Annotated in this window: 17 protein-coding genes and 1 tRNA gene; 15 read left to right on the top strand and 3 right to left on the bottom strand. The window is 67.2% G+C overall.

Annotated elements, in window-relative coordinates:
• The first annotated feature begins 33 nt into the window (after positions 1–33).
• Entirely contained in the window at positions 34–1059 is a 1026-nt protein-coding gene (locus tag NNJEOMEG_RS10890) for a rod shape-determining protein (RefSeq protein ID WP_173084308.1), read from the top strand.
• Complete coding sequence (locus NNJEOMEG_RS10885; protein WP_173084306.1) at positions 1059–1850, top strand: inositol monophosphatase family protein; 792 nt, start codon at positions 1059–1061, stop codon at positions 1848–1850. The genes NNJEOMEG_RS10890 and NNJEOMEG_RS10885 overlap by 1 nt, the downstream gene beginning before the upstream one ends.
• A 121-nt stretch (positions 1851–1971) precedes the next feature.
• On the opposite strand, the gene NNJEOMEG_RS10880 is transcribed toward NNJEOMEG_RS10885, so the two are convergent.
• Positions 1972–2490, bottom strand: a complete 519-nt coding sequence (locus tag NNJEOMEG_RS10880; RefSeq protein ID WP_173084304.1) for an NUDIX domain-containing protein — start codon at positions 2488–2490, stop codon at positions 1972–1974.
• A gap of 111 nt (positions 2491–2601) precedes the next feature.
• Here NNJEOMEG_RS10880 and rimI point away from each other — a divergent pair, with 111 nt between their 5' ends.
• From rimI to NNJEOMEG_RS10855, 5 genes are all read left to right on the top strand, one after another.
• Positions 2602–3045, top strand: coding sequence for a ribosomal protein S18-alanine N-acetyltransferase (gene rimI, locus NNJEOMEG_RS10875; protein WP_173084302.1), 444 nt, complete (start codon positions 2602–2604; stop codon positions 3043–3045).
• A gap of 33 nt (positions 3046–3078) precedes the next feature.
• Entirely contained in the window at positions 3079–4281 is a 1203-nt protein-coding gene (locus tag NNJEOMEG_RS10870; protein ID WP_173084300.1) for a phosphoglycerate kinase, read from the top strand.
• Positions 4278–5033 (top strand): triose-phosphate isomerase, encoded by a 756-nt coding sequence (gene tpiA, locus NNJEOMEG_RS10865; RefSeq protein ID WP_173084298.1) that lies wholly within the window; start codon positions 4278–4280, stop codon positions 5031–5033. The genes NNJEOMEG_RS10870 and tpiA overlap by 4 nt, the downstream gene beginning before the upstream one ends.
• Before the next feature lie 36 nt (positions 5034–5069).
• Positions 5070–5414 carry a preprotein translocase subunit SecG gene (secG, locus tag NNJEOMEG_RS10860; protein ID WP_173084296.1) on the top strand — a complete coding sequence of 115 codons (345 nt, stop codon included), beginning with the start codon at positions 5070–5072 and terminating at the stop codon, positions 5412–5414.
• Positions 5415–5423: 9 nt separating this feature from the next.
• Positions 5424–5510 (top strand) — tRNA-Leu (locus NNJEOMEG_RS10855).
• Between the two features lie 448 nt (positions 5511–5958).
• Here the strand turns inward: NNJEOMEG_RS10855 and NNJEOMEG_RS10850 are convergent.
• A complete protein-coding gene (locus NNJEOMEG_RS10850; RefSeq protein ID WP_173084294.1) occupies positions 5959–7242 on the bottom strand; it encodes an MFS transporter in 1284 nt (427 codons plus the stop codon).
• 243 nt (positions 7243–7485) lie between these two features.
• Here NNJEOMEG_RS10850 and NNJEOMEG_RS10845 point away from each other — a divergent pair, with 243 nt between their 5' ends.
• The 8 genes from NNJEOMEG_RS10845 (at position 7486) to NNJEOMEG_RS10810 (ending at position 15609) form a co-directional block, all read left to right on the top strand.
• Positions 7486–8142: a DedA family protein gene (locus NNJEOMEG_RS10845; protein WP_173084293.1), complete on the top strand. Its 657-nt coding sequence runs from the start codon at positions 7486–7488 to the stop codon at positions 8140–8142.
• Between the two features lie 189 nt (positions 8143–8331).
• Positions 8332–10113 carry a methyl-accepting chemotaxis protein gene (locus NNJEOMEG_RS10840; RefSeq protein ID WP_173084291.1) on the top strand — a complete coding sequence of 594 codons (1782 nt, stop codon included), beginning with the start codon at positions 8332–8334 and terminating at the stop codon, positions 10111–10113.
• A 16-nt stretch (positions 10114–10129) separates the two neighbouring features.
• Positions 10130–10456 (top strand): STAS domain-containing protein, encoded by a 327-nt coding sequence (locus NNJEOMEG_RS10835; RefSeq protein WP_173084289.1) that lies wholly within the window; start codon positions 10130–10132, stop codon positions 10454–10456.
• A gap of 4 nt (positions 10457–10460) precedes the next feature.
• Positions 10461–10820, top strand: a complete 360-nt coding sequence (locus NNJEOMEG_RS10830) for a response regulator (RefSeq protein ID WP_173084287.1) — start codon at positions 10461–10463, stop codon at positions 10818–10820.
• Between the two features lie 29 nt (positions 10821–10849).
• The gene (locus NNJEOMEG_RS10825; protein WP_173084285.1) at positions 10850–12946 is read left to right on the top strand and encodes a chemotaxis protein CheA; all 2097 of its coding nucleotides are present in this window, start codon (positions 10850–10852) and stop codon (positions 12944–12946) included.
• Complete coding sequence (locus NNJEOMEG_RS10820; protein ID WP_173084283.1) at positions 12943–13812, top strand: CheR family methyltransferase; 870 nt, start codon at positions 12943–12945, stop codon at positions 13810–13812. Before NNJEOMEG_RS10825 ends, NNJEOMEG_RS10820 begins: the two co-directional genes overlap by 4 nt.
• Before the next feature lie 117 nt (positions 13813–13929).
• Complete coding sequence (locus tag NNJEOMEG_RS10815) at positions 13930–15006, top strand: protein-glutamate methylesterase/protein-glutamine glutaminase (RefSeq protein ID WP_173084281.1); 1077 nt, start codon at positions 13930–13932, stop codon at positions 15004–15006.
• 9 nt (positions 15007–15015) lie between these two features.
• Positions 15016–15609 carry a class IV adenylate cyclase gene (locus NNJEOMEG_RS10810; protein WP_235956932.1) on the top strand — a complete coding sequence of 198 codons (594 nt, stop codon included), beginning with the start codon at positions 15016–15018 and terminating at the stop codon, positions 15607–15609.
• A gap of 125 nt (positions 15610–15734) precedes the next feature.
• Here NNJEOMEG_RS10810 and NNJEOMEG_RS10805 read toward each other — a convergent pair whose 3' ends face one another.
• Complete coding sequence (locus tag NNJEOMEG_RS10805; protein WP_173084279.1) at positions 15735–17885, bottom strand: ATP-binding protein; 2151 nt, start codon at positions 17883–17885, stop codon at positions 15735–15737.
• Positions 17886–18132: the final 247 nt, after the last annotated feature.

Raw genomic sequence — 18132 nt, 5'->3', positions numbered from 1 at the left:
GAATGGTTCCAACTCTCAAGCAACGGGCCTCGCATGATCTTCGACAGACTTTTCCGCTTCCTCGGCAAAGACCTGGCCATGGACCTGGGCACCGCCAACACGCTTCTCTATACGTCGGCCGAGGGCATCGTGCTCAACGAGCCCTCGGTCGTGGCCATCGAGGCCCGCACCGGCAACCTGGTGGCCGTGGGCAAGGAGGCCAAGGAGTTTCTGGGCCGCACCCCGGACCGCATCCGCGCCATCCGCCCCATGAAGGACGGCGTCATCGCCGACTTCGAGGTCACCAAGGAGATGATCGCCTTCTTCATCCGCAAGGTGATCACTGGGTTTCGCATCACCAAGCCCAAGATCGTCATCTGCGTGCCCACGGGCATCACCCAGGTGGAGAAGCGCGCGGTGATCGAGAGCGCCCAGCAGGCCGGGGCGCGCGAGGTGCGCCTGGTCGAGGAGCCCATGGCCGCGGCCATCGGCGCGGGCCTGCCCATCGAGGAACCCGTGGGCAACATGGTGGTGGACATCGGCGGCGGCACCACCGAGGTGGCCGTGATCTCCCTCTCCGCCGTGGCCTACGCCGAAAGCGTGCGCGTGGCGGGCGACGAACTCAACGAGGCCATCCAGCGCTACATGCAGGACCAGTTCCAGCTGCTCATCGGCGAAAACATGGCCGAGCAGATCAAGATCCGCGTGGGCAGCGCCATGCCCCTGCCCGAGACGCTCACCATGGAGGTGGCGGGCAAGAACATGGTCACGGGCACGCCGGGCATGGTGGAGGTCAACGACGGGCACATCCGCGAGGCCATCAAGGACCCCGTGGCCATCATCGTGGGCGCGGTGCGCAAGGCCCTGGAGAAGACCCCGCCCGAGCTGGTGGCGGACATCGCCTCGCGCGGGCTCCTGCTGGCCGGGGGCGGCTCGCTCCTGCGCGGGCTCGACCGGCTCATCGGCCAGGAGACCCAGCTCCACGTCATGCTCGACGACGATCCCCTGACCACCGTGGTGCGCGGCACCGGCAAGACCATCGAGTACCGCCGCAACTACCAGCAGGTTTTCATCAACTGATGCGACTCGACGCCCAAGACCTCGCCCTCCTGGTCGGCGACGCCCTGGCCGCCGTGGCCGACGCCGGGCGCATCGTCCTGAACAACTGGGACGCCCCCAGCGACGTGCGCCGCAAGGGGCGCATCGATCTCGTCACCGAGACCGACCTGGCCGTGGAGGAGGCCCTCAAGGAGAGCCTCTCGCGCCTGCTGCCCGGTTCCACGTTCCTGGGCGAGGAATCGGCCGCTAGCCTCGACCCCGGAGAACTGACCTGGATCGTGGACCCCCTGGACGGCACCACCAATTTCGCCCACCGTCTGCCCTTCGTGGCCACGTCCGTGGCCCTGTGGATGGGCGGGAAAAGCGTGCTGGGCATCGTGCACGCCCCGGCCCTGGGCGAGACCTTCCACGCCGTGGCGGGCGGCGGGGCCTTCCTTAACGCCAGCCCCCTGGCCGTCTCCGCCGTGGACCGCCTGGAGGACGCCCTGGTGGCCACGGGCTTCCCCTACACCGTGCGCGAGGACATCCGCGAGCTCATGGACTGGCTGGAAAAGATGCTCGTGCACACCCAGGGCGTGCGCCGTCCCGGCGCGGCCTCCATCGATCTGGCCTACGTGGCCGCCGGGCGCTTCGACGTGTTCTACGAGGTCGGGCTCAAACCCTGGGACACCGCCGCCGGATGGCTCCTGGTGGAGGAGGCGGGCGGGCGCGTCACGGCCTTCGATCCCGCCCAGGCCTACCACCTGCGTTCGCGCTCCGTGCTGGCCTCCAACGGGCCGCTGCACGAAGCGGCCGCCGGGCTCCTGGCCTGACCGGGCCGGCCTGCGGAAAGTTGACGTGAATCCGCGCCGCCTTCGGGCGGCGCGTTCGTTTCACGGACCGGACCGAGGCAGGGCGACCGGACGAGCGATGGGCTCCCCTTGCCGCGCCGGGTCAGTCCCCGGGAAAGAGGATGCCCGCCTCGAAGGCCTGCAGCACCTCGGGGGCCAGGAGGTCGCGGAATTCAAGGGCCAGATGGGACAGGGCCTCGCGGTCCACGGCCAGGGTTTCGCTCCCGGCCGCTTCGGGAATCTCGCGCGCCTGGCAGCGGAACACCGAAAGGGCCTCGAAGTCCGTGGCCGGGGAGGGCGGCAGCGCCGTCTGGAACCGGGGCGCTCCGGCCAGGCCCGGCATGTGGCGGTCCGCCAGGCGGCGGGCGGCGTCCTGCACGGCCTCGCCCGGGCGCACGTGGCCGCGCGCGGTGAGGTCCCAGCGGCCGGGAAAGGCTGGTGCCGATGCCGCGCGCCTGCCCAGCAGCACCTTGTCGCGCTCCGGCGCGAACACCACCAGGACCGCGCGGTGCGGCAAGGATTGACGATGCGCCTCCCAGGCCGATACCAGGGCCAGGGGGCGGCCCGCAAGGTCCACCACCTCCACCAGTTCGGTCCCGTGCCCAGCTTGCTGCGTGCTCATGAAACTCCCTGCAAACAATGTGACGGACGCCATCCTGCCATGACCCGCTCCCACGGACAAGACGCCCCTCCCGGCGCCCGCCGCCCCCCCCCCCTGCCCGGGGGGGCGCCCGTGCGCCTTGGCCCCGCCGACATCCCTGGCCTGGTGGAGCTGGAGAGGCTCTGCTTCGCCGTGCCCTGGAACGCCAAGCAGTACCGCACCGTGATGGACAACCCGCCCTTCCGGGTCTTCGGGCTGCATCACGACGAGGGCCTGGCCGCCTACCTGACGCTCTTCGCCTCGGACTTCGAGATGGAGATTCTGAACATCGCCGTGCGCCCGGACCTGCGGCGCATGGGGCTGGGCCGGAGAATGCTCGCCCACGTGTTGCAACTTTGCCGCAAAATGGGCATTCAACGTGGGTATTTGGAGGTGCGGCGCTCCAACGCGGCGGCCCGCAGGCTCTACGAGGCCTTCGGCTTCGAGGAGGTGGGCGTGCGCAAGGGCTACTACCCCGACAACCGCGAGGACGCCATCGTCATGCGCCTGGAATTCGAAACCGGTCAGCCCGGCTGAACGCTTTACACACCACGGCAAAGGAGCATCCCCATGCCCATGCGATTCCTGGACGAAATGGACATCCAAGGCAAACGCCTGCTGGTCCGCGTGGATTACAACGTGCCCATGAAGGACGGCGTCATCACCGACGACGGGCGCATCACCGCCAGCCTGCCCACCCTGGAGCTGGCCCTCTCCAAGGGCGCTTCCCTGGTGCTGTGCTCCCATCTGGGCAAGGCCAAGGGCGTGCCCGATCCCAAGTTCTCCCTGGCCCCGGCGGCGCGCAGGCTTTCGAAGCTGCTCGGACGCCCCGTGGCCTTCGCCCCCGACTGCGTGGGGCCCGAGGTGGAGGCCATGGCCGCCGCGCTCAAGTCCGGCGAGGTGCTCATGCTGGAGAACCTGCGCTTCCACGCGGGCGAGGAAAAGGGCGACCCCGAGTTCGCGAAGTCCCTGGCCAAGCTGGGCGAGGTGTACGTCAACGACGCCTTCGGCACGGCCCACCGTCCCCACGCCTCGGTGTCCGGGGCTGCGGCCCACATGGCGGCCTGCTGCGGCGGACTGCTGCTCAAGAAGGAGTGGGACTACCTGGGCAAGGCCATGCAGGACCCGGCGCGTCCCTTCGCCGCCGTCTCCGGCGGGGCCAAGGTGTCCTCCAAGCTGGCGGTGCTCACCAACCTCCTGGGCATGGTGGACACGCTGCTCATCGGCGGGGCCATGGCCAACACCTTCTTCAAGGCCCGGGGCCTGGAGGTGGGCAAGTCCCTCGTGGAAAACGACCTGCTGGCCAAGGCCCGGGAGATCGAGGCCCTGGCCAAGGCCAAGGGCGTGAACTTCGTGCTGCCCGTGGACGCCGTGATCTCGCTGGACGCGGGCAAGCCCCTGGCCGAGATGACCCCGGCCGGGACCTGTCCCGTGGAGGCGGTGCCCGCCGAAGCGGTGATCCTGGACATGGGGCCGAAATCGGTGGAGGCCTACGCGGCGGCCCTGAAGGACGCCAAAACCGTGGTGTGGAACGGCCCCGTGGGCGCGTTCGAGAACCCGGCCTTCGCGGCGGGCACCATGGGCGTGGCCGGCATCCTGGCCGGGCTGGACGCGGTGACGGTGATAGGCGGGGGCGACACGGCGGCGGCGGTGCAGGCCTCGGGCTTTGCGGGGAAGATGAGCTTCATCTCCACCGGCGGCGGCGCGTCTCTGGAATTCATGGAAGGCAAGGAGCTGCCTGCCTTCAAGGCGCTCAGGGAGTACGGCAAATGAAAAAGCTCATGGCCGGCAACTGGAAGATGTACAAGCTCAAGGACGAGGCCAAGGAAACGGCTTCCGCCCTTGTGAAGCTCCTGGACGGCGCGGCCCCCGAAGGGCGCGAGGTGCTCCTGATCCCGCCGTTCACGGCCCTGCGCGGCGTTCGCAAGGCCCTCAAGAAGGCCAAAGGCTTCGCCCTGGGCGCGCAGAACTTCTACCCATCGGCCCAGGGGGCCTTCACGGGGGAAATCGCGCCGGAGATGCTCCTGGACGCGGGCTGCGCCTACGCCCTGGCCGGGCATTCGGAGCGCCGCCACATCCTGGGCGAATCCGACGCCTTCGTGGGCGAGAAGGTGGCTTTCGGGCTGGAGAAGGGCCTGTCCATGATCCTGTGCGTGGGCGAGACCCTTGAGGAACGCAACGCGGGACGCCTGGAAGAGGTGGTGCGCCGCCAGATGGAGGCCGGGCTCGCGGGCGTGGCCCCGGGCGTGGCCCCGGAACGGCTTACGGTGGCCTACGAGCCGGTGTGGGCCATCGGCACGGGCCTTACGGCCGGGCCCCGGGAGATCCTGGACGCGCACGCCCTGGTGCGGGGTGTCCTGGCCGAGAAATTCGCCGCCTCTGCGGCTTCCATGCGCATCCTGTACGGAGGCTCGGTGAAGCCGGAGAACGCAAATGAAATAATCCTGCTTGACAACGTGGACGGAGTATTGGTAGGAGGCTCCTCCTTGAGCGCGGAAAGCTTCGCCAAGATCGCGGCGGCCTGAAAGGGTGCTTGAAAGCGCAAGACATCGGAGTAAAAATTGGATACGCTCATCGCCACCGTACACGTCATCGCCTGCTTGGCCCTTGTGCTGCTCGTGCTGTTGCAGTCCGGCAAGGAAGGCATGGGAGTGATTTTCGGGGGAGGCAGCGGCTCCGTGTTCGGCAGCACCGGAGCCGGTGGGCTCCTGGTCAAGCTGACGGCCGGATTCGGCGCGCTGTTCCTGGCCACGTCCCTGGGGTACAACATCCTCATCAGCCAGGGGCGCAAGCCCGAGGCCTCGGTGATGGACAAGGCCCCCGTGGAGCAGCAGGCTGCTCCGGCCGAGAACAAGCGCCCCAACCTGTTCGAGGAGGCCAAAGAGTCTCCCGCGCAGCCCAAATAGTCGATATTTGCCGAAGTGGTGGAACTGGTAGACACACCATCTTGAGGGGGTGGCGGGCGACAGCCCATGGGGGTTCGAGTCCCCCCTTCGGCACCATCCATAAGAAGAGGCCCGGCAAAAATGCCGGGCCTCTTCTCTGCTTGATGACAAACCCCGAAGCGGGGTTTGTGAGATACGCTTACGGGCGGCAAAGCCGCCCTGCTCCAGGCTGCGCTTCGCGCAGGGCTGCCGAGAAAGCCGCAAAGCCGACTTTATCAGCAGCCTCAGAAGAGGCCCGGCAGAAATGCCGGGCCTCTTCTTGTTGCATGTGGCGCATTGGAGGCGTCGTCGGGCGGTCGGGCGCGTCCGGCGGGGAATCTCCCGCGAGCCTTCCCGGGGGGGAGCGTCCGGTTGTGAGCGCCGCGCCGGGGGGGCCGCCCTTTGCGAATGCGGCATGCGTCTGGCCTCAGAGGCCTGTCGCGACCAGTCCTGGAGCGTCATGAACTGGTTGCGGCAAGCGTCTGCCGGATTAGGCGGGGGGTAGCCTCCCGCGTCAGCGTCGGGCTCACCGTCCTTGGGGCCGGTAGGTTTCCCTGAGGGACAGGCACACGGCCGTGAGCAGGAGGGCCGTGACGAAGAGCACCAGGAACACCGTGCGGTAGCCCTCCACCGTGAAGGCTCCCGAGGCGTCGCGGCCGTTGGCCTCCAGCACGGCTCCCAGCAGGGGCTGGAAGAGCGCGCCGCCCACGAAGGGGAAGCTGTTCATGATTCCCACCGCCGTGCCCGCCAGGGACACCGGGAAGAGCTCCTTTACCGAGGTGAAGGCCACCACCGGCGTGGCCCCACCCGTGACTCCCACCAGGTAGAACAGGGCGAAGACGGCCGGGACCGGAAGGCCGTCCGGCAGGAGCCAGAAAACCCCCATCAGGACGCTCAGGCAGCCAGCGCAGATCGCAAGCGCCTTCTTACGACTCTTCAGCAGGCGGGTGGAGAACGCGCTCATGAGCGGTCCCCCGGTGATGAGACCCACGGAGAACATGGAGAGGGCCAGTCCCGAGGCTCCCGGGGGCAGCCCGTGCACGTGGCTCAGGTACGGTCCGGCCCAGAGCCCGGCCAGGGAGAAGAAGACGCCGTTGTCCAAAAGGAGCCAGGCCGCCAGGAGCCAGCCCCAACGGTTGGAGAGCACGGCGCGCACGCCCGGCCAGAGGGCCTGGCGGCCCGGGGGCAGGCCGTGGGGCGCGTCCTGGCCCTTGAATCCGGCCTGGGCGGGGGTGTCGCGCACCACCAGCCAGAGCAGCGCGGAGACGCACACGCTCACCACCGCCAGGCCCAGGAAGGCGTTGCGCCACCCGGCCGTCTGGGCGACCCAGGCCAGAGGCGCCGAGGCCAGCAGGGACCCCAGGCCGCCGCAGGCCACCAGGAGCCCGGTCATGGCCGCGAAGCGCTCGGGGCGGTACCATTCGGCCAGGGTTTTCAGCGTGGAGACCCAGATCATGGACATGCCCACGCCCACCAGCACGCGTCCGGCCATGGCCCATCCGGCGTCCGGGGCCAGCCCCATGCACGCGGCCCCGGCGGCGGCCACGAGGAAGAAGGCCGAGGTGGCCTTTCTCGCGCCCCAGGAGTCGGCCAGCAGCCCCGCGGGCAGCTGCATGAGCGCGTAGGAGTAAAAGAAAGCCCCGGAGAGCGCGCCGATGAGGCCCCCTCCCGCATGGAGGTCGCGCATCATGTCCACGGCGGTCACGGCCGGGCAGAGCCGGTGGAAGGTCACCAGCATGTAGGCCAGAGCCAGGGAGGCGAACACCGTGGAGCGGTAGGGGCGCAAACCTGCGGACAGTCTGGGGGACATCTTCGAGGCAGGTAGTGCAAAGAGTGGGGGATGGCAACCGTTGCGCTGCGTGCAAAACAGTGGACACTTTGCCTGCATGCGCTTAATCAACCGAGGCCGGGTTCTCCGTGCGGCGGGAAGTTCCTTCGCCACACGAACGAGGTCGGGCTGCCAGGCGCGTTCATTGCGTCAGCAATCTCCAGCGCTTCCCAGAACCCACCCGCGTTGTCCGGCAAATCACTCCGAGGCAGGTTCTCTGACGCCATGCTTGAAATGCTCGAAGGGCTCATCCGGGATTACGGCTATCTCGCCTTGTTCGTGGGCACGTTCCTTGAGGGGGAGACCATCCTCCTGGTGGCCGGGTTCCTGGCCTTCAGCGGCCAGCTCGACCTGTGGCTGTGCATCCTTGCCGCCTTCGCGGGCAGCCTCTCTGGCGACCAGACGGCCTTCTACGTGGGCCGCTGGAAGGGACGCCAGTTCGTGGAGAACCGCCCCAAATGGAAATCGCGCGTGGCGCGCGTCCACAAGATGCTGGACCGCTTCCACGAAGTGCTCATCCTCACGTTCCGTTTCTTCTACGGCGTGCGCAACCTCACGCCCTTCATCCTGGGCACCACGGACATCTCCGGCCTCAAGTTCTTCGCCCTCAACGCCATAGGGGCCTTCGTGTGGGCCGTGAGCTTCGGCTACGCGGGCTATTTCTTCGGTACCGTGGTGGCCAGCGTGCTCAAGGACGTGCACCGCATCGAGATGTACATCCTCGGAGCGGCCGCCGTGGTGGGCCTGACGGTCTGGTATGTGCGCAAGCGCAAGAAATCCGGCCAGGAAGAGGAGGAAGCCCCGGGCGGCGAGCAGGCGCCCGCCCCCTCCGCGCCGGACCGGGATGATCCCGTCCGACAGGATGACGGCGCGCGGAAGTAATGCCGTCCCGCTCCTGCAGTCCTGCAGACGATCTTGTCCTTTCATAACGTCGATCGGTCCATGGTTGACTTGCTTTTCGTCGCGTCCTGGGTCAAAAGACTGTTTCATGAGCATTTCGTCCATTTTGATCGTCCCAGGCGGCATTCAGGCGACTGCTAACCGATAGCGCGACAACCCCTGCGAGGGCGCATGTCCCAGCCCCAGGATCAACAGCCGGTGGACGGCGAAATACAGCTGGCAGCCGCACGCTGCGTTCAGCACCTTGAAGGGCTGGGCGCGCCCTTTCTCGCTGCCTTTCATTCTCTGGAAAACGAATTCCTGAGGCTAGGGCGCGAACTGGAAGGGTTCAACTACCGGGCCGCCGAGGTTGCCCGCCAGGCCTCGGAGCTGGCCGAGATCACTTCCGGGGACGATATCCTGCGGGCGGCCTCCACGTTGCGCGAGTCGCTCGAGGTGGTGGGCGGAGCCTGTGGCAACAACGCCGCAGAGGCAGACGCCGCCGGGCTGGCCAAGATCGCGGAAGTCAGCGTCAGCCTTTCCAACATCATGCGCGATTTCAGCCGTCTGGTGAAACACCTGACCATGCTGGGCATTGCAACCCGCATCGAGAGCGCCCGCATCGGAGGCAAGGGGCTGGGCTTCGCCACCCTGGCCGACGACGTCGAGAAGCTCGCCGGGAAAATCGAATCCGCATCCGACAAGATCTTGGGCATGGCCGTAAGCCTGGCGAACCAGTGCACCCTGGCCCATCGCAACATCGAGGAGATGGCGCAGTCGCGCAGCGTTTGCTCGCAGTCGGTCGTGGAGCTCTTCCGGGCCGATCTCCAGGCCATGGAAGAGCTCATGGCCCATTCGCGCGTGACGGCGGGTGGCATCTCCGAAGATGCCGGGCGCGTGCTGGAGAACGTCTCCGAGGCCGTGCTCTCGATGCAGTTTCACGACATCGTGCGCCAGCAGCTCGAGCACGTTGGCGAGGCCCTGGACGAAGCCAGGGTCATGGCCCAGGACGGCCCGCTCTCCTCGGGCGGACACGACGCCGCCGACTGGAACGAGCTGGGCGGCTGGGTGAAGGACGTCCTGGCCCTGCAGCGTTCCCAACTGGAAAACGCGGGCACGCGGTTCGAGGGGGCCTTGCAGACGGTGCGTTCGAGCCTGGAGGGCATAAGCAGCCTGGTTTCCTCCATGGCGGACAGGGCGCGCTCCCTTGCCAGCAAGGGCGGCCGCAGCGTCCTGGGCCAGATCGAGGAGGAAGTGCGCCACATCGCGGCCTCCATGCGAGAATATCATGGCCTTGAACAGCGCATGTCCCAAGTGATGCAGGCCGTTGGCGCTTCCATCGCGGACATGACCGCTTCCGTTGCGGAAATCGAGGAGGTTGGTTCGGAAATCGAACTCATCGCCATCAACGCATCGGTCAAGGCGGCCCATACGGGAGATGAGGGCAAGCCCCTGGGCGTGCTCGCCTCCGCGATCCAGAAGCTCTCGGTGGACGCCAGAAGCCAGACCGAGCGCATCATGGAACTGCTGGGCTCCGTGGACCAGGCCTCGCTCGCCGTGGATGCGCGGGCGGGCGGGCACTCGCACGTGCAGGGTTTCGAGGAGGCGGTGGAGGCCCTCGACGGCGAGGTGACCACCCTGCGCACGCTGGAAGAGCAGGCCTCGGCCAAGGCCCAGCTCGTGGGCAAACTGGGCGGCGAACTTTCGGAACACATCACTGCGGCCCTGGGCATGCTCGATTTCAAGCACGATCTCATGGCCTCCCTGTCGGCGGCGGGCCGGACCGTGGACGAACTGGTTGTCGGTCTGGAGACCGCGTTGCCCCCGGGCGCGGTCTACTCCCAGTCTCCCAGGCTGCGCCAGATGCTCGACCGCTACACCATGGACGCAGAGCGCCTCGTGCATGAAAACGTGCTGGGCGCGGGGGGCGGCGACTCCGGCGGCGACGGCGACGACAACGTGGAACTTTTCTGAGGCGGGCGCGAAAGGGATGGGCCAACACGAATTCCAATCGGGCGCGGACGGCGAGGGCTTGCTGCTCCTCTCCGGCGAGTTCAACCTGGCGGACGGCGGCGGCCTCAAAGCCGCGCTGCAGGACGCCCTGGGCCGGGCGCCTGCCCGTCTCACGCTCGACCTGCGCCAAGTTGCTCAGCCGGGATTGCCGTTTTTTCAGCTGCTCTTCGCGCTTGCCGCCCAGGCCCGCAAGGTCAAGCGCAGAGTGAGCCTCAAGGGCCCTCTCCCGGAGCAGTTTCTGAGTGCTGCGGGCGCCCTGGGCATTTCCCTCGTGGATTTTGAACAGACTTTCGACTTGGAGTGAATGCATGAAGACGATCATGACCGTGGATGACTCGGCCAGCGTGCGGCAGATGGTGGCCTTCACCTTGAAGAACGCAGGCTATGGGGTGATTGAGGCCGTGGACGGCAAGGATGCCGTGTCCAAACTCAAAGGTTCGGTGGATATGGTCGTCACCGACCTGAACATGCCCAACATGGACGGCATCCAGCTCATCAAAGCCATCCGGGCCCAGGCTGCGTACAAGTTCATCCCCATCGTCATGCTCACCACCGAGTCCCAGCCGGGCAAGAAGCAGGAAGGCAAGGACGCTGGGGCCACCGGCTGGATCGTGAAGCCCTTCAAGCCCGAACAACTGTTGGCCGTGGTGCAGAAGGTTCTGCGCTGACGGCCGTTGGCCAAGCCGGGCCGCAATCAATGGAAGACACCCACCGCCAAGCTTTCCGGGACGAGGCAGCAGACCTCCTCTCGGAACTCGAAGAAGCCCTGCTGGAACTCGACGAGGACCCGGGCGACATGGAAACCGTGAACCGCGTGTTCCGGGCCATGCACACCCTCAAGGGCTCCGGGGCCATGTTCGGGTTCGACGACGTTGCCCACTTCACGCACGAAGTGGAGACCGTGTTCGACCTCGTGCGCTCCGGCAAGATGTCCGTCACCAAGGAGTTGCTCGACGTGACCCTGGCCTCCAAGGATCACGTCAAGGTGCTGTTGGAGAACGACGGCGAAGACCTCTCGCGTTTCGTGCCCCAGGGCATGGCCATTCTTGATCGTTTCAACGCCCTGTCCAAGAGAGTGGCCGGCGCCGCCGCCCAGGAGCAGGCCCCAGGGGTGCTTCTCCAGGAGACCCCCGGGCAGGGCTGCACCGAAGGCGAAGAGCGCGTCTACCGCGTGCGCCTGCGGCCCAGCAAGGGCATCTACGCCACCGGCAACAACCCCGCCTACCTCCTGGAAGACCTGGCGGCCAAGGGCAGCGTCAAGCTGTTCGCCCATCTGGAAGACATCCCCCCCCTGGAAGACCTCGAGCCCGAGGACTGCCACGTCTGGTGGGATGCGCTCGTCACCACCAGCGCCCCCGAGGCCTCCCTGCGCGACATCTTCCTCTTCGTGGAGGACGAATGCCAGGTGGAGATAACCCTCCTGGACGCATCGGCCGACACCGAGATCCTGCGCCTGGGCGAAATTCTGGTGGACCGGGGAGACGTCTCGCCCGAGGGGCTGCGCCAGGCGCTGCGCGGGCAGAAACGCCTGGGCGCGATCCTCGCCGAGGAGGGCCTTCTGCCCGGCAAGTCCGTGGATGCGGCGCTGGCCGAGCAGAACCTCATGCGCGAGCGCCAGGAGGGCCGCAGGCCCGAGGTTTCGGCCAGCCTGCGCGTCTCGGCCGAAAAGCTCGACGTGCTCCAGGATCTGGTGGGCGAACTGGTCATCGTGCAGGCCCAGATCCGTCAGATCGCACCTGAACTGGGCCACCCGCTCATGCTCACGCTCTCGGAGCAGCTCGAACGCCTGAGCGACGAAATCCGCGACTCCACGCTGTCCATCCGCATGCTGCCCATCGGCTCCACCTTCGGCACCTACCGCCGCCTCGTGCGCGACCTCTCCGCCGAAACCGGCAAGGAGATCGACCTCGTGACCTCCGGCGAGGACACCGAACTGGACAAAACCGTGCTGGACCGCCTGGGCGACGCCCTGGTGCACCTTCTGCGCAACTCCATCGACCACGGCGTGGAACCCCCTGCCGAGCGCGAGGCCGTCGGCAAACCGCGGCGCGGCTCGGTCCGCCTGGAGGCCGAACACTCCGGCGGCGATGTGGTCATCCGCGTGGAGGACGACGGCCGGGGCATCGACCCGGCGAAAGTCCGGGCCAAGGCCGTGGAGCGCGGGCTCATGGCCCCGGACGCCGAATACTCCAACCGGCAGATCCTGGACTTCATCTTCCAACCCGGTTTCTCCACGGCGCGCACCGTCTCCAGCGTGTCGGGGCGCGGCGTGGGCATGGACGTGGTCAAGCGCGTGGTGAACTCCATGCGCGGGCAGATCGAGCTGGATTCCGTCCCCGGGCGGGGCAGCACGGTGACCATCCGCCTGCCGCTGACCCTGGCCATCATCGACGGGCTCCAGGTGCGCGTGGCGGACCAGGGCTACGTGATGCCCCTGGACCTGGTGGAAGAGTGCGTGGAGCTTGAGCGCGCCTCCCAGAACCCCGAGGACAGGCGGCGCACCATCAACCTGCGCGGCGAGGTGGTTCCCTACGTGAGCCTGCGCGAGTGGTTCGGTTTCAACGGCAAGGCTCCGGCCATCGAACAGGTGGTGGTGCTCACGGTGGAGGGCTCGCGCCTCGGCATGGTGGTGGATCAGGTGGTGGGCGAGCACCAGACCGTGATCAAGAGCCTCGGCCCCATGTTTCGCGGGCTGGAAGGCTTTTCCGGAGCCACCATCCAGGGCGACGGCACCATGTCGCTCATACTCGACGTCAAGCGCATCGCGCGCCTTGCCCGGGGAGACGCCCTGTGACGGCCCAACTCTCAGTCCCGGCGCCCCCCCAGGGCGTGCTGCGGCCCCGCAGTCTGACGGACCGCGAATTCAACCGCCTGGCCGAGTTCATCTATTCCGAATGCGGCATCAAGCTTTCCACGGCCAAGAAGACCATGCTGGAGGCGCGGCTGCACAAGCGCCTGCGCACCCTGGGGCTCAGCTCCTACGACGCCTATTGCGATTACCTCTTCACGCCCAGGGGCATCGAACTGGAGCTCATCAACCTCATCGATTCCGTCACCACCAACACCACGGAGTTCTTCCGCGAGCCCAAGCACTTCGACGTGCTCACCAACCGCGTCCTCCCGGAGTTCGCGCGCCGCGCGGGCGCAGGGCCGTTCCGGCTGTGGAGCGCGGGCTGCTCCTCGGGCGAGGAGCCCTACACCTTGAGCATCGTGCTCTCGGAGTTCATGGCACGCAACCAGGGCTTCAATTTTTCCATCCTGGCCACCGACATCTCCACCCAGGTGCTCCGGCGCGCCATGAGCGGCACCTACCCCGAAGAACGGGTCAAGGGCGTGCCCTTCGAGTACAAGAAACGCTACATGCTGCGCGGCAAGAACACCTGCGAGGGGCTCATCCGCTTCTCCAAGGAGATCAAATCCCACATCCGCTTCGAGCGCCTGAACTTCATGGAGGAGTTCGCCTTCGACAAACCCATGCACGTGATCTTCTGCCGCAACGTGATCATCTACTTCGACCGCAAGACCCAGGAAAACCTCCTCTCGCGGTTTTGCCAGTGCCTGGGGCCGGGGGGACACCTGTTCATCGGCCATTCGGAATCCATAACCGGTATGAATTTGCCCCTGGAACCCGTGGCCCCTACGGTGTACAAGAGAATCTAGCGCCGGGCCGCCCATGCCGTTGATCCCCCGACCATCGCGCCCCAGCGCATTTCCGGCCCGGCCCGGGCGTTTGCGCCGTTTCGTGGGCGCAATCCGGGCGGCCACAAGGACCCACCAGTGAAAAACGGCAAGATTCGCGTACTCATCGTCGACGATTCGGCCCTGGTGCGCCAGGCCCTGAGCGAAATCCTCTCCTCCGACCCCGACATCGAGGTGATGGCAACCGCCGCAGATCCCTTCCAGGCGGCCGGGCACATCGCCGAGGAAGTCCCGGACGTGATCACCCTGGACATCGAGATGCCCAAGATGGACGGGCTCACGTTCCTGCGCAAGATCATGTCCCAGCACCCCATCCCGGTGATCATCTGCTCCACGCTAACGGAATCGGGGTCCGAGGCCACGCTGCGCGCCATGGAGTACGGGGCGCTGGACATCGTCACCAAGCCCAAGGTGGGGGCCAAGCAGTTCATCGAGGAATCGCGCATCCGCCTCTGCGACTCCGTGAAGGCCGCCGCCCGCGCCAGGATCAGGGTGCGCCAGCCCGCAGCCGCCATCCAGGTGCAGCCCAAGCTCTCCGCCGACGCGGTGCTGCCGGGGCCCACCGGCAAGGCCATGTTCGGCACCACCGAGAAGGTGATCCTGGTGGGGGCCTCCACGGGAGGCACCGAGGCCCTGCGCGTGTTCCTGGAGGCCCTCCCGCGCGATTGCCCCGCCGTGGCCATCGTGCAGCACATGCCCGAGAACTTCACCGCCGCCTTCGCCAAGCGCCTGGACTCCATCTGCCGCATCACCGTCAAGGAGGCCCAGGACAACGACTCCATGCTGCGCGGCCAGGCGCTCATCGCGCCGGGCAACAAGCACATGCTCCTCAAACGCTCCGGGGCTCGCTACCTTGTGGAGGTGAAGGACGGCCCCCTCGTGCGTCGGCACCGGCCCAGCGTGGACGTGCTCTTCCGTTCCGGGGCGCGCTACGCCGGAAAGAACGCCGTGGGCGTGATCATGACCGGCATGGGCGACGACGGGGCCACGGGGCTCAAGGAGATGAAGGACGCCGGGGCCTATACCATCGCCCAGGACGAGGCCAGCTGCGTGGTGTTCGGCATGCCCCAGGAGGCCATCAAGCTGGGCGGCGTGGACAAGGTGATGTCGCTGGACGACATCGCCCGGGAAGTGCTGCGCTTCTGCGCGGCATAGGGGCGCGCCGTGGCCCGGGAGCTGGAAGCCAAGTTCGCCGTTGAGTCCCTCGCCGCCATGCGTCGCGCCCTGGAGGGCGCGGCCAGCCTGCGCAAGCCCCCGCGTTTCGAGGCCAACATCGTCTTCGACACCCCGGAGGGCCGCTTGCGCTCCCGGGGGGAGCTGCTTCGGCTGCGCCGCTGCGGCGAGGCCTTCACCCTTACGTGGAAAAAACCCGTCGCGGGCGCTCCGGCCGGTGTGAAGGCCATGGAGGAGGTTGAGACCCGCGTGGCCGATTTCGAGGCCATGCGCGCCATTCTCTCGGGCCTGGGCTACGTGGAGCGTCTGCGCTACGAGAAGGTGCGCGAGGTGTGGACTTTGCCCGACGCCGAGGTCTGCCTGGATCTGTTGCCCTTCGGGGAGTTCGTGGAGATCGAGGGGACGCCGGAGACCATCGCCTCCACGGCGGCGCTCCTCCAGCTTTCCATGGATGACGCCTCGGCCAAGACCTACCACGACATCTTCCAGGACCACCTGGCGGCCCGGGGGCTGCCTCCCGCCGACAGCTTCCTCTTCTCGCCGGAGCAGAGGGAGGCCCTGCGCGCCCGGGGCCTGCCGGATTAACCGCGCGTTTCCGGAGTCGCTCCTTGCGCAGTGTCGGAGTGAGCCGAAAAAAAACATTGGTTCCGTTCCGGGAACAAGATGCTTGTTCTCCGCAGCCGCGTCTCCGGCCGCCCTGGCGCGCCCGCTCAGGCGGCGTCCGCCCGGGCCTGCTCCAGGGGCAGCCGGATGATGAAGCGTGTGCCCGCACCCGGGGCCGATTCCACGTCGATGGTCCCGCCGTGGTGGTGCACCACGATGAAGTAGGACACCGATAGCCCCAGACCAGTGCCCATGCCCACCGGCTTGGTGGTGAAGAAGGGCTCGAAGAGCCGCTTACGCACCTCCTGCGTTATTCCGGGGCCGTTGTCCTCGATTTCGATGCGCGCCCGGTCCTCCTCGCGCGCCGTGCGCAGCGTCAGGGTGGGCGAGGGGGTTTGGGCCATGGCCTGGGCCGCGTTGGTCAAGAGGTTCAGGAACACCTGCTGCAACTGGTTCTCCAGGCAGGGCAGGGGCGGCAGGACGGGGTCGTATTCCCTGAGGATGCGGATGCTCTTGAAATCGTGCTTCCTGCGAAGGTTGTAGTCCGAGGAGCAGAGGTCCACCGTCTTGTCCAGGAGGTGCTCCATCCGGGCCGGGGCGAAGCCCGCAGCGTCCTTACGGCTGAATTCGAGCATGCTCGAGACGATTTGCGCGGCCCTGACCCCGGCCTCCCGAATGGCTTCCAGCGTGGGGAGGATGTCGCGCCTTTCCATGTAGCGCCGTACGTCCTCGAAGGTGCAGCCCGCCTGCGCGGCAACTTTCTCGTTGGCGGGCAAGTCGCTGGTCAGGCGTCGCTTGAGCACCTGGACGCCCAGGAGCATGCCGCCCAGGGGGTTGTTGATCTCGTGGGCCATGCCCGCCGCAAGCCCGCCCACGCTCATCATCTTTTCTGTCTGGATCATCAGGTCCTGCATGCGCCTGCGCTCGGAGACGTCGGCGAAGAGCGTGGTGGCGGCCCCCTCGCCCGTCCTGAAGACGTACACGGCGAAGGTCCCGTCGATGGAGCGGTCCTTGTAGGGCATCTCGAAGGAGCGCATGCCGGTCTCGCCCCGGGCGACCTGACGGTACATCTCCGGCACGGGCGTCCCCGCCACGCCTGGGAAAGCCTCTTCGATCCCCAGGCCCAGAAGCTTCGCGTGCTCAATGCCCAGCAGGTCGTCTGCGGCGGGGTTGGCCGCCGTGAGCACCAGCCTGCCGTCGTCCTCCAGCTTGAAGAAGTGCATGCCCATGGGAGAGGATTCCACCACGCTGCGCATTCGTTCCTCGGAGGCCCGCAAGGCCTCCTCGGCGCGCGTGCGAACCTCCACTTCCCGGTGCAGGCGGCGATTCCACCACAGGATCACCCCGACCACCAACACGACGGCCCCCCCGCCCTGCCAGAGGATGCGCCGGAACAGCACCGGGCTCACCAGGGAGGAATAGCCGAGCCCCATCCAGCGCTGGCGGATGGCGTCCGTTTCCTCGAACGTGAGGGATGCCAGGGCCTTCTGAAGAATCCCCGCCAGGATGGCCCGGTCTTTGGGCACGGCCATGGACAGCGGGTTGTCGCCCCAGCGTGTGGGAGCGGCCACTTTGAGATTGGTGAGCCCAAGCTCATTGATCAGGTAGGAAGCCACGGCCAGGTCTACGATGCAGGCCTCGGCCCTGCCGAAGGAGACGGCCTCCAGCATGGCCGACGCATCCGCCACGAAAACGTAGTCGAGCGCCAGCCCGGGGTATTCGTTGCGCACCTTGCTGATGGTGGCGAGGGCCTCGACCTCCGCGACCTTGCGGCCCTGGAGGTCTTCGACGGCCCCGATGAACGGCCCGTAGGCGCGACTGACGATGACCAGCGGATACGACAGGTAAGGCGCGGTGAATGCGAGGTATTCGGCGCGCTCCACGGTCCGGGAGAGGCAGGGGTAGAGGTCGATTCCGCCGGTCTTGCCCATCTGCAGGGCCTCTGCGAAGGTGATGTCCCAGACGGGCTCCATGCGCACGCCCAGGCGCGCCTCCAGGAGCTTGACCGTGTCCGCCGCGACGCCCCGGAACGCCCGGGTCTCGGCCTCCTTCTCCACGAACTGGAAGGGGGGGAACGCCACGCCCACGCCCATCCTGAGCACGGGGTGCTCATGCAGGAAGGCGCGTTCCTCGGAGGTGAGCGCCAGGGAGGGCGGCTCGGCCGCCCGGGAAACCGCCGGGGCGTTCAGCGCCAGGATCGCCGCGCACAAGGCCATGACCGTCGCCAGGATGCGCGGTCCCCGGCCCGGGAACGCCATGGGAAACACCCCTCGTGACCTGGCGGAACAGGCTAGCCGGTCGGTCGAGCCAGTCAGTCTGCGGATCATAACACTTCATCGCTTGAAGGGGCGCGCACGTCAAGCGGAGGGTTCCGAAAGGGGAGGATGGCCCGCGATTCCGGGCCTGAGGCTGCTGAACAAGTCGGCTTTGCGGTTCTTCAGAGGCCTTGCGCGGAGCGCAGCCAGGAGCAGGACGGCCTTGCCGCCCGTAAGCGGCTATCGCAAA

The organism is Fundidesulfovibrio magnetotacticus (genome assembly GCF_013019105.1).
Taxonomy (GTDB): domain Bacteria; phylum Desulfobacterota; class Desulfovibrionia; order Desulfovibrionales; family Desulfovibrionaceae; genus Fundidesulfovibrio; species Fundidesulfovibrio magnetotacticus.
The sequence above is the reverse complement of the archived record's forward strand: the minus strand, read 5'-3'. Positions and strand labels throughout refer to the sequence as shown.

Coding starts and splice junctions, on each gene's coding strand:
- NNJEOMEG_RS10890 (WP_173084308.1), top strand. CDS start 34: ATGATCTTCGACAGACTTTTCCGCTTCCTCGGCAAAGACCTGGCCATG.
- NNJEOMEG_RS10885 (WP_173084306.1), top strand. CDS start 1,059: ATGCGACTCGACGCCCAAGACCTCGCCCTCCTGGTCGGCGACGCCCTG.
- NNJEOMEG_RS10880 (WP_173084304.1), bottom strand. CDS start 2,490: ATGAGCACGCAGCAAGCTGGGCACGGGACCGAACTGGTGGAGGTGGTG.
- NNJEOMEG_RS10870 (WP_173084300.1), top strand. CDS start 3,079: ATGCCCATGCGATTCCTGGACGAAATGGACATCCAAGGCAAACGCCTG.
- tpiA (WP_173084298.1), top strand. CDS start 4,278: ATGAAAAAGCTCATGGCCGGCAACTGGAAGATGTACAAGCTCAAGGAC.
- NNJEOMEG_RS10850 (WP_173084294.1), bottom strand. CDS start 7,242: ATGTCCCCCAGACTGTCCGCAGGTTTGCGCCCCTACCGCTCCACGGTG.
- NNJEOMEG_RS10845 (WP_173084293.1), top strand. CDS start 7,486: ATGCTTGAAATGCTCGAAGGGCTCATCCGGGATTACGGCTATCTCGCC.
- NNJEOMEG_RS10840 (WP_173084291.1), top strand. CDS start 8,332: ATGTCCCAGCCCCAGGATCAACAGCCGGTGGACGGCGAAATACAGCTG.
- NNJEOMEG_RS10835 (WP_173084289.1), top strand. CDS start 10,130: ATGGGCCAACACGAATTCCAATCGGGCGCGGACGGCGAGGGCTTGCTG.
- NNJEOMEG_RS10830 (WP_173084287.1), top strand. CDS start 10,461: ATGAAGACGATCATGACCGTGGATGACTCGGCCAGCGTGCGGCAGATG.
- NNJEOMEG_RS10825 (WP_173084285.1), top strand. CDS start 10,850: ATGGAAGACACCCACCGCCAAGCTTTCCGGGACGAGGCAGCAGACCTC.
- NNJEOMEG_RS10805 (WP_173084279.1), bottom strand. CDS start 17,885: ATGGCGTTCCCGGGCCGGGGACCGCGCATCCTGGCGACGGTCATGGCC.